Here is a 15,821-nt window from a genome sequence, read left to right as displayed (position 1 = left end):
TTGTTTCAGTTACCCCTCTTCCACGCTGTCATCTTTATCTTGCAGCCGTGCAGCAACCGTTTCCGGTTGAACGGCAGATAAGATGACATGGTCGCTGTCTGTAATTATAACGGCCCTGGTTCTTCTTCCGTATGTAGCATCTATTAAGGATCCGCGATCCCGGGCATCTTGGATGATCCTTTTAATCGGAGCCGATTCAGGACTCACGATGGATACGATCCGGTTTGCGGATACGATATTCCCAAATCCAATATTAATGAGCTTAATTGACATTTTTGTCCCCCATTCATATTCTATTGTCACCTTTTTACGTTCATCATAAACCGACTACTCGATATTTTGAACCTGTTCCTTTAATTTTTCAAGCAGGCTTTTCATTTCCACCACATCTTTGGTAATTAAGGAATCATTAGCCTTCGATCCGATTGTATTGACTTCCCTATTCATTTCCTGGACAAGGAAGTCCAATTTCCGGCCGATAGGCTCATTCTCTGAAAGCGTTGCTGAAAATTGCTGGACATGGCTTTCAAGCCTCGTAAGCTCTTCATTTATATCACATCTATCAGCGAAAATGGCCGCTTCTGTCACAATTCTGCTATCCTCAATCAGCCCATCCGTTAAATCGGCCAATTTGGTTTCCAAGCGGGCTTTGTATTTCTCGACGACTCTAGGCGCATGGTTTTTGACGCCTGCGATAATTTCTCGAAACCTATTAAGCTGGTTGACCATGTCCACGGCCAGCTCCTGCCCTTCGTGTGCCCGCATTGTTTTCAGGTTATCCAAGGCTCCCGAAACAGCCTTCAATAATGAAGCTTCCAAATCATGAGGGACCATAGGCACTTCTTCCGTCATGAAAATCGATTCAAGCTGAAGCATATCCTGTAATGTAATGGAGCTTTCCAGTTTGTATGTGTCCTTGACCTTGGCCATCAAATCTACATACTGATCGGCAAGATCCCAATCGACCTTCACTTTTTTGGAAACGAGGCTCTCACCTTCCACTGTAATGAAGATTTCCACCCGTCCCCTTCTTATGTATTGATTCGCCTTTTTCTTAACTTTTTCTTCCAAAATCAAAAGCTGGCGCGGCATTCTAATCGTATATTCACAAAAGCGATGATTCACCGTCTTTATCTCGGCAAAGACCTTGACCTGTCCGTTTCCCGATTCTTCTCTTCCATAGCCCGTCATGCTGGTAACCATGGTTCCACTTCCTATCAAGCATATTGTAGTAATTTCGCGATTAGTTTGATTATATATCAACTGCTGCATCATCAGTTTAGCTTATAAATAATAGACTACAAAAAATAAAAAGGCAATAGAGCAAGACTCTACCGCCTTAAAGATTATAACATATTTCACTGTGCTTTTCTTGCTAAAAAGGTTCCGGCCAATAAAAAAGTTGGGATGGAAGCCATTCCTATCACCAATAGCCAATCCCTTCCTGAAATAGGCACTGTGTGGAAGATCGTTTGCAATGGCTCTACATACATGACTGCAAGCATCAATAACAACGAAGACAGGACCGCCCCAACCAGGTACATGTTACCGAACGGGTTTCTAGAGAAGATCGACCGTTCACTCCTGCAATCAAAAACATGTATGAGCTGGGCAAGAACCAGGGTAGCGAACGCAATCGTTTGTGCATATGCCAGGTTTTCGGGGTTTGCCCGATATACGACATAAAAGGCGATCAGCGTTGATATCCCTATCAGGAAACCGCGCGAGATGATCTTCCAGCCAAGCCCTCTGCCAAAAACGCCCTCGTTGGCATTTCGCGGGTTTCGTTTCATGACATCTTCTTCAGCCGAATCGAGGCCCAATGCCATGGCAGGAAGCCCGTCGGTAACAAGATTCACGAACAAGATTTGGATCGGAATCAACGGAAGGGGCAAGGCACATAACATCGCAAAAAACATGACCAAAATTTCCCCGACATTGGAAGCAAGCAGATAGCGGATGAACTTCCTGATGTTTTCATATATGTTCCGGCCTTCATTGATTGCAGATTTAATCGTTGCAAAATTATCATCGACCAATATCAGGGAGGATGCCTCCTTGGCAACATCCGTCCCGGTAATGCCCATCGATATGCCAATATCCGCAGATTTTATCGCAGGGGCATCATTGACGCCATCACCAGTCATCGCTACGACATGTCCTTTATTTTGGAGGGCCTTTACGATTTTCAATTTATGTTCAGGGGAAACACGGGCAAATACCGAAACACTTTCAACTATTTCTTCAAGTTCCCCTACTTCCATGTCAGCCAATTGCCGCCCTTCAAGTACAAGGTCTTTTCCTTTTAAGATGCCAAGTTCTTTAGCTATTGCCTTTGCGGTGATGACATGATCGCCAGTAATCATGACGGTTTTTATTCCGGCATCCCGGCATTCCTTGACAGCCAGCTTCACTTCCGGACGCGGCGGATCGATCATGCCTTGAAGTCCCATGAAGGTCAAATTACGCTCAGCTTCCGTTTCGTGAAGAAGAATCGTTCCTTTCGGAAGGGGTTTATAACCGACAGCAATCATCCGAAGTGCCTGTGAAGCAAGCTCATTCATATCCTGCTGTACCCTTGCCTTACTTTCGCGATTCAATATTTCCGATCTGTCTTCCCACAGAATCGTATCACACTGGGCGATCAATACATCAGGGGCCCCTTTAACGATGACGAAATGATTATCTTTTTCATCCTTGACGATCACACTCATCATTTTGCGGCTTGAGTCGAAGGGAAACTCCTTCACGATCGTAAACCTTTTGGCAAGGTGCTCCCTCGTCAAGCCCGCTTTCATCGCCGCGACCAACATGGCCCCTTCTGTCGGATCTCCGTCCAGTACATGTTGTTTTCCCTTCTCATTTAACTCGGCCTTGTTACAGAGCATCCCGAACGTAATGATCTGAAGCAGGGCATTATGGTTTTTCGGTGCAACCGCAACCCCCCTCAAGGAAAACTCACCGACCGGATTATATCCAGTGCCTGTGACATCCCATGTTTTCCCCCCGCTCCAAACTTTCGTAACCGTCATCTTGTTTTGCGTAAGTGTACCCGTCTTATCTGAGCAAATCACGGTAGCGCATCCAAGCGTTTCAACAGCAGGAAGCTTGCGGACAATCGCTTTTTGTTTGATCATGCGCTGGACGCCCAAGGACAAGGCGACAGTCACGATGGCAGGCAAACCTTCCGGAATCGCGGCAACCGCAAGGGATACACCGGCTAAAAACATCGTATAAAGGTCATGCCCTTGAATGACGCCGGTCAGGACGACAATGACCGTCAATATCAAGGCGGTGATGATCAATATTTTCCCTAGCTGCTCCAGCCGCCGTTGCAGAGGTGTTTCTTTTGTTTCTGCAGTCTGCAGCAAGTCGGCAATCTTCCCCATTGCCGTGTTCATTCCCGTCGCGATGACGATTCCCACACCATTCCCTCTTGTGACCATCGTACCCATAAAAGCCATATTTTCCTGATCGCCGATCCCTTCGACCTCATTCATCAATGGATCGGAACATTTAACGGCTGGAAGCGATTCGCCTGTAAGTGCCGATTCTTCGATTTCAAGGCTTGAATGGTCGACGATCCGCAAATCGGCCCCTATCCTGTCACCGCTTGAAAATTTCAGGATATCCCCCACGACCACCTCTCGTGAAGGGACCTTCAACCACCGGCCATCCCTAAGTACATTCACTTGCGGAGCTGCCATTTCCTTCAGCGCATCGAGTGATTTTTCAGCCTTTCGTTCTTGAAAGAAACCAAGTAATCCATTTAAAAAAACAATCGCCATGATGGCAATCGCATCAATATATTCACCCAATATCCCGGATACTAAAGTCGCGGCTAGTAATACGATGACCATGAAATCCTTGAATTGAGCAAAAAATAAAAGTATGGCTGACTGCTTTTCACCTTCCTTCAATTCGTTGAACCCATGCTTCTGCAGCCTGTCCTTTACTTCATCATCGTCCAAACCGTGTGTAACGTTTGTTTGAAGCGCTTTTTCCATTTCTTGATTGTTCATTTCCTTAAACTCCATCAAGTATCACACATCCCTTTGAGTAGAATGAAATAGGCCCCTGTATACATCTTAAACAGGCGCTTTTGCTTTACTCACCCAACACCTGCCCGCTTATCGATACATAAAACAACCTGCTCTTCTTCCATGATTATTCAGACTCGTCCAAAATAATGCTATAATTAAACAGAATTGCGGAAAGAAGAACGCTCCCAAATTGAACATTGCTTATAGGACCCTGCCGGTTAACAGGTGATAGTAAATCGGCCAGCTCCAGTTTATGCGTCAATCAATCATCATGAATGAGAACATTCTCGAATCATGACTAACGTGTCTTCGAAGAATGGAGTATCATAGAAAATCTTATGTAAAGGAAGTAAAAATAGAATGTCATTCGATGGATTATTTACAAAAGCGATGACCGAAGAAATCGCTTCTATATTAAAAGGCGGTCGGATCAACAAGGTACATCAACCATACAAAAATGAAGTGATATTGGTGGTTCGTGCAGGAGGGAAGAACCATAAGCTCCTCTTATCAGCACATCCAAGCTATTCAAGAGTGCAATTGACGGAAGAAAGTTATGAAAATCCAAAAGAGGCACCCATGTTCTGCATGCTTCTTCGAAAACATCTCGAAGGTTATACAATAGAAGATATTTATCAATATGAACTCGATCGGATGATTATATTGGAGGTGAAGGGCCGCAATGAACTGGGGGATGTCTCCCAAAAGCAATTAATCATTGAAATCATGGGCCGGCACAGCAACATTGTGCTAGTCGATAAAGAACGGAACATGATATTGGACAGCATTAAGCATGTCTCATACGCCGTGAACAGTTACAGAGCCATATTGCCAGGCCAGGAATATAAGGTCCCTCCTGCCCAGGAGAAGGTTAATCCCTTCGAGGCCACCGAGGAAGATATCAGGAAAAACCTGGATTTCAATGCAGGAAGACTTGACCGACAGCTTGTCGCCAGCTTTTCAGGAATATCACCTTTAGTAGCCAAGGAAGCCGTCTACCGGGCTGGATTGGCAAACAGCACCACCCTTCCTGCCGCTTTTTCAAGCCTAATCAAAGAGATATCGGTACAAAAATATACTCCGACGATTAAACAAGACGGAAATAAAGAAGTTTTTTATATGCTTCCACTTGAACACCTGGGTGAAACACAACGGTCGTTCCCTTCATTAAGCGAAATGCTAGACAGATATTACTTCGGCAAGGCCGAACGAGATCGGGTTAAGCAGAAGAGCCAGGATGTGGAACGTTTCATTTCCAACGAAATAGAAAAGAATTCAAAAAAAATCGGGAAGCTCGAGCGTACGTTGAAAGATACGGAACGCGGGGAACAGTATCAATTATTCGGTGAGCTGCTTACAGCTAATCTTTATCAAATGAAAAAAGGCATGAAGGAGATTGAAGTCGTCAATTATTATGATGAGGGGCAAGGTACGATAACGATTCCGCTTGACCCGTTAAAAAATCCATCCGATAATGCGCAAAAGTACTTCTCCAAATACCAAAAGTCCAAAAATGCGGTCGGAGTGGTCCAAGAACAAATCGAAAAGACAAAATTGGAATTATCCTACTTCGAGGCCTTGCACCAGCAGCTTCAATCAGCTTCGCCCCGGGATATAGAGGAAATACGCGAAGAGCTTCAGGAAGAAGGCTACATCCGCCAAAAAAAGAAAAAAGGCATGAAAAAACCCGCCAATGCCAAACCGCAGCTTGAAACCTATTATGCTACCGATGGGGATCTCATTTTTGTCGGAAAGAATAATAAACAAAATGACTATTTAACGAATAAATTTGCACGCCGGGACGAAATCTGGCTTCATACGAAAGACATCCCTGGATCACATGTCGTGATCCGAAATGAATCACCGAGCGAAGAAACGATAAAAGAGGCAGCCGTGTTGGCAGCATTTTTCAGTAAAGCCAAGCAATCGAGCTCCGTTCCCGTTGACTTTACACAAGTCCGCCATGTAAAGAAACCGAACGGGTCCAAGCCAGGCTTCGTTATCTATGACCAGCAGCAGACCGTATATATTACACCGGATGCCGATACCGTCATTCGCTTAAAGGAAGCGGTAAAAGCCTAAAAAAAATAGAGGTGGCCCAATTGATATGTTTGGGCCATCTCTATTTTCATGCTGAAATCCAAGCTGTATCTGCCGGATTCTCGCGCCACTTTTTAAGCTTTTCCAATTCTTCCGCAGTGATGTATCCTTTTTCATTAGCGACCTTGATCAAGGTTGAATAGTCGCTCAAGGAATGATTTGTGATGCCTTCAGCACTGAACTTTTCTTTTCCCTTTTCCAATTCGTACGTAAAGATCGAAACGACTCCAAGAACATCACATCCAGCTTCTTTAAGCGCGTTAACAGCCGTAATTACACTGCCGCCGGTTGAAATTAAATCTTCCACAACCACCACTTTTTGTCCCGGAACGGCTCTGCCTTCAATTTGATTGCCCTTTCCATGCTCCTTCGCTTTAGAGCGAACATAGCACATCGGAGCGTTTAATTTGTCGCTCACCCAGGCTGCATGCGGGATGCCGGCAGTAGCGGTGCCTGCAATCAGCTCGGCTTCAGGGAAATGCTGCTCAATCAATTCCTTCAAGCCTTCCGCAATTACCGTGCGTACCTTCGGGTAAGAAAGGGTTAAGCGGTTGTCGCAATAAATCGGTGATTGAATACCTGATGCCCAAGTGAATGGATCATTTGGCTGCAGGTACACTGCTTTTATTTCCAATAGATGTTCGGCTATCGTTTCGTTTAACATGATATTCCCTCCCAAGCTGCTTTCATATCCAAATATGCCTTCAATGGATCCTTCGCCCCCGTTATCGCTCTCCCTACAACGATGGCATCCGCTCCAAAGCCCCTTGCCTGTTCAGGCGTAGCAATTCTCTTTTGATCATGCGTCTGTCCGCCTGCACTTCTGATTCCAGGTGTGACCGTTAAGAATTCTTGGCCGATGCGTTCATGTATGTTCTTTACCTCATGAGTGGAACAAACAACGCCATCCAATCCTGCCTGTTGCGTAAGCCTTGCATAACGGAGGACGGAATCCGTAAGAGAACCGCTGATGCTTTGTTCCTTGTTCATTTGTTGCTCGGAAGTACTTGTCAGTTGGGTAACGGCTATGCATAACGGGCGTTCTCTCCCTGCAGACGTCCCCTTATCGAGACCCTCCATGGCTGCTTCCATCATCCTTTGACCGCCAGCTGCATGTACATTGACCATATCAGCACCTAATGTTGCCAAACCTGTCATGGCCATTTTGACCGTATTTGGAATGTCATGCAGCTTCAAATCCAGAAACACATCGTGGCCCTGTTCCTTTATGGAGGAAATGACGGACGGTCCATTTTGGTAAAATAGTTCCATCCCTACTTTCAATGCCAGTTTTTCCGAGGGGAACTGATGCAGAAATTGTTCTGTTTGGATTAGATCAGGAAAATCAAGGGCGATAATTAGCGACTGCTTCATTCTGCTTCCAGCTCCTTCCGGTACATTCTGAAATGTGGTCAAAACCAAGCTCATCCAACAATTTCGGTAATTCCTCAATGATGGTCGGGCATACAAAGGGATCGACGAAGTTGGCAGTACCGACCGCTACAGCACTTGCACCTGCATAGAAAAATTCAATGACGTCTTCTGCTGTCGCAATTCCTCCCATGCCGATTATCGGAATGGAGACTTGCTGGCTTACCTCATAAATCATCCGGAGTGCGACTGGTTTAGTAGCAGGACCCGACAGCCCGCCCGTTCTATTTGAAAGGATCGGCTTGCCGGTTTTTAAATCCAAGCGCATGCCGATTAATGTATTGATCATTGTCAGCCCATCGGCACCGCCTTGTTCAACCGCTTTGGCCATTTCCACGATGTCACTGACATTCGGTGAGAGCTTCACATATACAGGCACCGAAGATACTTCCTTGACTGCCTTTGTAACCTCTTTGGCAACTTCCGGCACCGTCCCGAAAGCGATGCCTCCTTCTTTTACATTCGGACAGGAAATGTTCAATTCGAGTGCTTTGACATTTCCAATCTTGCTTATTTCACGGGCGACCTTTACATAGTCCGTTATTTGTGAACCGGCAACGTTAGCGATGATCGGGACATCGTATCTACCAAGCCAAGCCAGCTCTTCATCGATTACCTTTTTTAAGCCTGGGTTTTGCAGGCCGATAGCGTTCAGCATGCCCGAAGAGGTTTCGGCAACGCGCGGAGTCGGATTTCCGAACCTAGGTTCCGGTGTTGTCGCTTTAATCATGATGGCCCCTAGAACGTCCAAGTCGAAAAACTGGCTGTATTCGCGGCCAAAACCAAAGCAGCCGGAGGCTGGCATGATCGGATTTTTCAAATGCAAGCCTGGTAACTCAACTGAAAGTCTGCTCATAGTACCACCTCTCCTGCCCGGAATACCGGTCCATCACTGCATACCTTTTTATAACTAAATCCAGTTGGATCATCTCCTGTATGACACACACAGGCAAAGCAGGCGCCGATGCCGCAGCCCATCCTTTCCTCAAGGGACAGGTAAAGCTTTTTCTGACGATAGCCCGCTTCCAACGCTTTCAGCATTGGCGTCGGACCGCATGAAAAGATCGTAGAAAATTCCTGCTCCAAGTTGTCGATCACCGTCGTAACAAACCCTGCCGTCCCATATGAACCATCCACAGTGGCAATATACGTATCACCTAATTCACTAAACTCTTCTTCGTAAAATATGGCTGACTTCGTCTGAAAGCCCAATACATGGATGACCTTTACCCCTTTCGCGACCAACATCTGTGATAGTTGATACAGGGGAGGGACACCAATCCCCCCACCAACCAATAACGCCGTTTCTCCCTCTTTTGCTTCATGTACGGGAAACCCATTCCCTAGAGGTCCTAGGATATCGACCGCTTCAGCCTCTCTACGCTGTGATAGCAGCGTCGTTCCTTTTCCTTCAGCCCGGTATATCATCGTGAACCGTTTTTCATTGCTGTCATAAGAAGAAATGGAAATCGGGCGTCGTAACAATGGCTCAGCACCTTCTGTTGTCTTGACTTGAACAAACTGGCCTGGCTGGTTCATTTCTGAAACCAGTTCCCCTTGCAGGGTAAGTTCAAAGATGGATGGGGCCAGTTCTTTATGAGCTAACACCTTCATTCTTTCCTTCTTGATCATATATAGCTCACCTCACGACTTTTTTCCATTTTCCCCATAGCTTCGGCAGAGAAGGTCATCGATTCTATCACTCTTAAAATCGCTTCTGCCGTGTCGAGAGATGTTAGGCACGTCACTCCATTTTCAACCGATTCACGGCGGATCCGGAATCCATCACGTGCAGGCTGCTTTCCTTTTGTCAGTGTATTAATGACGAATTGCGCTTCTCCGTTCCTGATGACATCGAGCAGGTTTCTGCCTTCTTCGCCGATTTTACCGACAATCGCAGTCGGGATGCCCGATTGCTTCAATAGGGCCGCAGTTCCGCTTGTGGCGATTAGCTTGAACCCGATATTATGGAACCGTCTTGCCAACAGCAGTGCTTCTTGCTTATCCTTATCCGATATCGTCAATAAGACCGAACCATGCCCTTTTATTTTGAATCCGGAAGCGACCAGCCCTTTATATAAAGCCTTTTCAAGGGTGCTATCTTTCCCCATCACTTCACCGGTCGATTTCATTTCAGGTCCGAGTGAAATGTCCACACCTCTTAATTTAGCAAAGGAGAAGACCGGCACTTTCACATAAACCCCGGATTGTTCCGGCACTAATCCGGATTTGTAACCTTGGATTTCAAGCGAGTGGCCAAGGATCACTTTAGTGGCTAAGTTAGCCATCGGCACATTCGTAATTTTACTCAAGAATGGAACGGTCCTGCTTGAGCGCGGATTCACTTCAATGACATATACTTCCTCGTTGCTGATGACATATTGAATGTTCAAGAGACCAATTATATTCAAGCCTTTTGCCAGTCTTGTCGTGTAGTCGATGATCACTTGTTTCTGTTTCTCCGTTAAATTCTGGGGCGGATAGACGGCAATCGAATCACCTGAGTGGACGCCCGCACGCTCGATATGCTCCATGATTCCTGGGATGACGACCGTTTTGCCATCGGATATTCCGTCGACTTCAACTTCTTTACCCGTCAAGTATCGGTCTATAAGCACCGGATGATCCGGGTTGATCTTCACGGCATTTTTCATATAATGCAGCAATTCTTCTTGTTTATAGACGATTTCCATCGCTCTTCCGCCCAGTACATATGAAGGTCTGACCAAAACCGGATAACCGATATCTTCCGCAATGACGATCGCTTCGTCAACAGATGTAGCCGTTTTTCCCTTTGGCTGCGGGATGCCTAAATCCTGCAGGGCCCTCTCGAATTTATTGCGGTTTTCCGCCCTGTCGAGGTCTTCCAATGAAGTGCCAAGGATTTTCACGCCTCTTTCAACCAAGCCCTCCGCGAGGTTGATTGCCGTTTGTCCTCCGAACTGGACGATGACCCCTTCCGGTTTTTCCAAATCGATGACATGCATGACATCTTCCAGTGTCAAAGGTTCGAAATAAAGTTTATCGGAGATGCTGAAATCCGTTGAAACTGTTTCCGGATTATTGTTGATGATGATCGCTTCATAGCCCGCTTCTTTGATGGCCCAGACCGAATGTACAGTCGCATAATCAAATTCCACGCCTTGGCCGATCCGGATGGGACCTGACCCCAGGACAATGACGCTTTTCTTATCGGTCACGATGGATTCATTTTCATCTTCATATGTTCCATAGAAATAAGGTGTTTCCGATTCAAATTCCGCCGCACAAGTATCGACCATTTTGTAAACAGGGATGATTCCTTGTTGTTTCCGAAATTCATAGACTTCGATTTCGGGAACTTTCCATATTTCTGCAATCGTTTTGTCAGAAAAACCAAGTTCTTTAGCTTTTTGCAGAACTTCACATTCAAAGGAATGTTCCAGCAGTTCCTTTTCAAAGTCAATGATCTTTTTCAGCTTATGGAGGAAGAATAAATCGATTTGGCTCCATTCATGAATGGTTTCGATCGTTTTTCCCCTTCTTAAAGCTTCGCCGATATAGAATAACCGCTCATCTCCCGCTTTACGGATCCGTTTCTCTATTTTTTCATCCCCAAACTCGTCATTCAATTCAAGATGGTATATGCCGGCTTCAAGGGAACGAACAGCTTTCAGGATCGATTCTTCGAAGGTACGGCCGATTGCCATGACTTCCCCCGTCGCCTTCATTTGCGTACCGAGCCTCCGGTTGGCACTTTCGAACTTATCGAATGGCCAGCGCGGGATTTTCGTTACAACATAGTCCAGGGCCGGTTCAAAGCTCGCATAGGTTTTGCCTGTGACCGGGTTCATCATTTCATCAAGCGTCAAGCCAACCGCGATTTTTGCTGCAAGCTTGGCAATCGGATATCCAGTTGCCTTTGAAGCAAGTGCTGACGAACGGCTCACCCTCGGGTTCACTTCAATGACGTAATATTGGTAGCTATCCGGATCCAAGGCTAGTTGAACATTGCATCCTCCTTCAATTTTCAGGGCACGGATAATTTTCAAGGATGTATTTCTGAGCATTTGATACTCTCTGTCACTTAACGTTTGGCTTGGTGCCGCAACGATAGAATCTCCTGTATGGACGCCGACAGGGTCGAAGTTTTCCATATTACAAACGACAATGGCATTATCGTTCGAATCACGCATCACTTCATATTCCACCTCTTTGAAACCGGCAATGCTTTTTTCGAGCAGACATTGGTGGACGGGACTGCTTTTCAGGCCGCCCTCCACGATCTCGATCAGTTGCTCCTCGTCATCGCAAATTCCGCCGCCCGTTCCGCCAAGCGTGAAGGCCGGGCGGACGATGACCGGATATCCGACCCGCTCCACGAATGTGTAAGCCTCTTCCAGGTTATGAATGATATCACTGTCAGGAACGGGCTCCCCAAGATCGTTCATGAGGGTACGGAAAAGATCTCTATCTTCCGCTTGCTGAATCGCGGAAAGTTTCGTCCCAAGGATCTGCACATTACATTCTTCCAGAATTCCCGCTTCGGACAATTCAACGGCCATATTCAGCCCAGTCTGACCGCCAAGTGTAGGCAACAGTGCATCAGGACGCTCTTTACGAATGATTTTGCTGACAAATTCCAATGTGATCGGTTCGATATAAACCGCATCGGCCATTTCACTGTCTGTCATGATGGTAGCAGGGTTAGAGTTAATCAGGATTACTCGGTAGCCTTCCTCTTTCAAGGCCATGCATGCTTGGGTTCCGGCATAATCGAATTCGGCTGCCTGGCCGATGACGATCGGACCTGACCCGATCACTAGGATGCTTTTTATATCATTGCGTTTTGGCATGTTTCTTCCCCCTTGGTGGTTGCAGTCTCGATCATTTGTAAGAATTCATTGAATAAGTAGTTGGCGTCTTCCGGTCCAGGTGAAGCTTCAGGATGGTATTGTACCGTGAAGGCTGGATATTTTTTATGGCGCAGTCCTTCAATCGTATCGTCATTCAACGCCGTATGGGTCACAATAAGCTCCGTCTGTTCGATGGAAAGCGGTTCGACCGTATAACCATGATTTTGAGAAGTGATGGATACCTTCCCGGTGCGAAGTTCCTTTACAGGATGGTTTGATCCTCGATGGCCGAATTTTAACTTTTCCGTATCTGCTCCATTTGCAAGGGCGAAAAGTTGATGTCCCAAACAGATTCCGAATAATGGCACTTTTGTTTGGATGGTGCGTATCATTTCAAGCGCCTCATGAACGCTTTTCGGATCTCCAGGTCCGTTAGAAAGCATCACGCCGTCCGGATGATATTGCAACACTTGCTCAGCCGTGACGTTGTATGGTACGACCACTACATCACAGCCGCGCTTGGTCAGCTCACGCAAAATTCCATGCTTCATTCCATAGTCCACGAGGACGACCCGGGGACCCCTGCCTGGACTTGAATACGGTGCTTTCGTAGAAACCTGTTTCACCTGATTGGTTGGAATCACCGTTGCCTTCAGTTGTGAGATAACTTCTTCAGCATCTTTGCCGATGTTGCAGATCGCACCTTTCAGGGCACCAGATTTCCTGATGATCCTTGTCAGCTTCCTTGTATCGATACCGCTTATTCCGGGTATGTTCTTCATTTTCAAATATTCATCAAGAGATGATTGGCTGCGCCAGTTGGACGGATGATCTGCCGTTTCTTTAACGACAAACCCAGCGATAGCAGGGTTGATTGATTCAAAATCATCCCGATTAATTCCATAGTTTCCAATCAATGGATACGTAAGTGTGACGATTTGGCCACAATATGATGGATCGGAAAGGATTTCTTGATATCCTGTCATCCCTGTATTAAAAACGACCTCACCGATTTTTTCTACGTCCCCGCCGAATGCTTCCCCAAGGAAAATCGTTCCGTCTTCTAAGATTAACTGTCTTTTCATTGTTGAACACGTCCTTTTTCCCAAGCTATTTTACCTTCTGAAATCGTCATGACCGGCCAGCCATAGCATTTCTTTTCATTGAAAGGTGTATTTTTCCCTTTTGATGCAAACTCTTCTACATTAATTTCTTTTTCCGCTTCCAAGTCAATGAGCACGATATCGGCAATGGCGCCTTCCATCAGTTCCCCATATGGAAGGGAAAAGCTTTCAGATGGCTTGATTGTCAAGAAGTCGACCAATTGCTTTAATGTCAAAACTTCCTTTTTGACCAATTCGGTATATAGCAGCGGAAAGGCCGTTTCCAATCCTACTATTCCAAATGGAGCCAGCTGCATTCCTTCTGCTTTTTCCTCTGCTCCATGTGGAGCATGGTCCGTTGCAATGAAATCGATGGTCCCATCCAGCAGCCCTTCAATCAATGCATCCCGATCTTCACGACCTCTTAAAGGCGGATTCATTTTATAATTGGCATCAAGCCCCGGTATATCATCTTCACACAATAATAAGTGATGCGGAGTAACCTCGGCTGTCACCCGAATGCCTGCACGTTTGGCATCGCGTACTGTTCTGACCGATTCCTTCGTCGATATGTGGCAAACGTGGTAGTGGCAGTCCGCCGCTTCCGCAAGGAGGATATCCCTGGCGATATGTACAGCTTCGCATACAGACGGAATTCCATTGATTCCCTGCTCTTTAGAGAATCTCCCTTCATGGACGGAGCCTTTATTGATCAAGCTATTATCTTCACAATGAGCGACAATCGCCATATCTTGGGCGGCAGCCCGCTTCATCGCTTCAAGCATCATCCCCGCTTCTTGAATCCCTACTCCGTCGTCCGTAAAAGCGAAAGCGCCAGCTTGTTTCAATGAAGAAAAGTCTGTTAGTTCTTTGCCCGCTTCCCTTATCGTGATGGATGCATAAGGAAGGACCCGTACATGTGCCGTTTCTTCGATTTTCCGATTGAGAGCATCTAGGTGGTCCACTGTATCAGGAACGGGCCTTGTATTGGGCATCGCAGCAACCGTCGTGAAACCGCCCCTTGCTGCTGCAAGCGTTCCGCTTTCGATCGTTTCCTTATGTTCACCGCCCGGCTCGCGTAAATGGACGTGCAAATCAATGAAGCCTGCCGTTATAAGCAACCCTTTTGCATCAACTACCTTGCAATTTTCCGTAGCCAAGTCCTCGCCGATTTTCGTGATGACCCTTCCTTCCATTTCAATGTCCGCTTTTTTGAATGAGTTTTGATTATCTAGCAATACTCCATTTTTGATCACAGTTTTCATGGTTCATTCCCCCTTCGGTTTGTTCGAGCACATTTTTCAACACGGCCATTCTAATGAACACGCCATTTTCCATCTGTTTAAAAATTCTAGAGCGGCTGCATTCGACTAAGTCACTGTCAATTTCAACACCGCGGTTTATTGGTGCAGGATGCATGATGATCGCGTCCTGCTTCATATTTTTTTCACGTTTCTTCGTCAGGCCAAAACGTTCCAGATAGTCCCCATTCGCATGATTGTATTTTTCACTATGCCTTTCATGCTGGATTCTAAGCAGCATGACCACATCAGATGTCGCTATCGCTTCATCGATGTCCTGATACCTTCCCAAGCCTTTTTCTCCGTCAAACCACTCAGGCGGACCTGAGAATACGACCTCCGCTCCTAAGCGCGTTAATGCCTCAGCATTCGATTTGGCGACCCGACTATGTCTCACATCTCCGATTATCGCAATCTTCAGACCTTTGAAACTATCAAACTCTTGTTTTATCGTTAATAAGTCGAGCAATGACTGGGTCGGGTGATTTCCGCATCCATCCCCGGCATTGATTATCGGAATCCTGATTTTCTCTTTCAATTCGTCAAAATAATGATCTTGCTCATGCCGGATGATCAAAGCATTGACGCCTATTGCCTCAAGCGTTTTAACCGTGTCATACAAGGTTTCTCCTTTTAATATGGATGAAGTGCCGGCATCAAAAGGAATGACCTCCAAGCCAAGTTTCCTTTCCGCCATTTCAAAACTTGATTTGGTACGTGTGCTAGGTTCAAAGAAAAGGTTGGCAACCATGGTCTGCAGTTTAGGATGCCAGCTCGATCCATTGGCAAATCCCTCCGCTTCATGAAGGATTCCTTCAATTTCAGTAACGTTCAATTCATTCATCGTGAATAATTTTTTCATGGATCCTGCTCCTTTCACAATCGTGATGCGGGGCATAAAAAACACCCCGCCTTTTAAGGACAGGGTGTAGGTCATAAAGAGGCGTGAGCATAGAGACTGGTTATAAGAGCCTTGTCCCGTTCTCATTCATCTTTACAGCAACACCC

At 46.1% G+C, this 15,821-nt stretch carries 12 protein-coding genes; 1 reads left to right on the top strand and 11 read right to left on the bottom strand.

The features are described 5' to 3' along the window. Positions 1 to 9: 9 nt before the first annotated feature. The 3 genes from remA to AS888_RS23780 all read right to left on the bottom strand — a co-directional run bounded on the left by remA (position 10) and on the right by AS888_RS23780 (position 4,037). Positions 10 to 273, bottom strand: a complete 264-nt coding sequence (remA, locus tag AS888_RS23790) for an extracellular matrix/biofilm regulator RemA (RefSeq protein ID WP_057913464.1) — start codon at positions 271 to 273, stop codon at positions 10 to 12. A 54-nt stretch (positions 274 to 327) separates the two neighbouring features. Further along, a complete protein-coding gene (locus AS888_RS23785; RefSeq protein WP_061144571.1) occupies positions 328 to 1,203 on the bottom strand; it encodes a YicC/YloC family endoribonuclease in 876 nt (291 codons plus the stop codon). Between the two features lie 155 nt (positions 1,204 to 1,358). Next, a complete protein-coding gene (locus AS888_RS23780; protein ID WP_061144570.1) occupies positions 1,359 to 4,037 on the bottom strand; it encodes a calcium-translocating P-type ATPase, SERCA-type in 2,679 nt (892 codons plus the stop codon). A gap of 366 nt (positions 4,038 to 4,403) precedes the next feature. Here AS888_RS23780 and AS888_RS23775 point away from each other — a divergent pair, with 366 nt between their 5' ends. After that, entirely contained in the window at positions 4,404 to 6,125 is a 1,722-nt protein-coding gene (locus AS888_RS23775) for an Rqc2 family fibronectin-binding protein (RefSeq protein WP_061144569.1), read from the top strand. Positions 6,126 to 6,171: 46 nt separating this feature from the next. On the opposite strand, the gene pyrE is transcribed toward AS888_RS23775, so the two are convergent. Genes pyrE through AS888_RS23735 form a run of 8 tightly spaced genes read right to left on the bottom strand, consistent with a single transcriptional unit; the run spans position 6,172 to position 15,675 of the window. Beyond that, a complete protein-coding gene (gene pyrE / locus AS888_RS23770; RefSeq protein ID WP_061144568.1) occupies positions 6,172 to 6,807 on the bottom strand; it encodes an orotate phosphoribosyltransferase in 636 nt (211 codons plus the stop codon). Further along, positions 6,801 to 7,517: an orotidine-5'-phosphate decarboxylase gene (pyrF, locus tag AS888_RS23765; RefSeq protein WP_061144567.1), complete on the bottom strand. Its 717-nt coding sequence runs from the start codon at positions 7,515 to 7,517 to the stop codon at positions 6,801 to 6,803. The genes pyrE and pyrF overlap by 7 nt, the downstream gene beginning before the upstream one ends. Next, a complete protein-coding gene (locus AS888_RS23760) occupies positions 7,489 to 8,430 on the bottom strand; it encodes a dihydroorotate dehydrogenase (protein WP_061144566.1) in 942 nt (313 codons plus the stop codon). The genes pyrF and AS888_RS23760 overlap by 29 nt, the downstream gene beginning before the upstream one ends. After that, on the bottom strand, positions 8,427 to 9,206 hold the full coding sequence (locus AS888_RS23755) for a dihydroorotate dehydrogenase electron transfer subunit (RefSeq protein ID WP_061144565.1): 780 nt from the start codon (positions 9,204 to 9,206) through the stop codon (positions 8,427 to 8,429). Before AS888_RS23755 ends, AS888_RS23760 begins: the two co-directional genes overlap by 4 nt. Further along, positions 9,203 to 12,409 carry a carbamoyl-phosphate synthase large subunit gene (carB, locus tag AS888_RS23750; RefSeq protein WP_061144564.1) on the bottom strand — a complete coding sequence of 1,069 codons (3,207 nt, stop codon included), beginning with the start codon at positions 12,407 to 12,409 and terminating at the stop codon, positions 9,203 to 9,205. Before carB ends, AS888_RS23755 begins: the two co-directional genes overlap by 4 nt. Then, a complete protein-coding gene (locus AS888_RS23745; RefSeq protein WP_061144563.1) occupies positions 12,388 to 13,494 on the bottom strand; it encodes a carbamoyl phosphate synthase small subunit in 1,107 nt (368 codons plus the stop codon). The genes carB and AS888_RS23745 overlap by 22 nt, the downstream gene beginning before the upstream one ends. After that, positions 13,491 to 14,777 (bottom strand): dihydroorotase, encoded by a 1,287-nt coding sequence (locus AS888_RS23740; protein WP_061144562.1) that lies wholly within the window; start codon positions 14,775 to 14,777, stop codon positions 13,491 to 13,493. The genes AS888_RS23745 and AS888_RS23740 overlap by 4 nt, the downstream gene beginning before the upstream one ends. Continuing rightward, positions 14,740 to 15,675 (bottom strand): aspartate carbamoyltransferase catalytic subunit, encoded by a 936-nt coding sequence (locus AS888_RS23735; protein ID WP_061144735.1) that lies wholly within the window; start codon positions 15,673 to 15,675, stop codon positions 14,740 to 14,742. Before AS888_RS23735 ends, AS888_RS23740 begins: the two co-directional genes overlap by 38 nt. Positions 15,676 to 15,821: the final 146 nt, after the last annotated feature.

This window comes from Peribacillus simplex (genome assembly GCF_001542915.1).
Taxonomy (GTDB): Bacteria; Bacillota; Bacilli; order Bacillales; family DSM-1321; genus Peribacillus; species Peribacillus simplex_B.
Note: the sequence above shows the minus strand (reverse complement) of the source record. Positions and strands in the feature narration are given on the sequence as shown.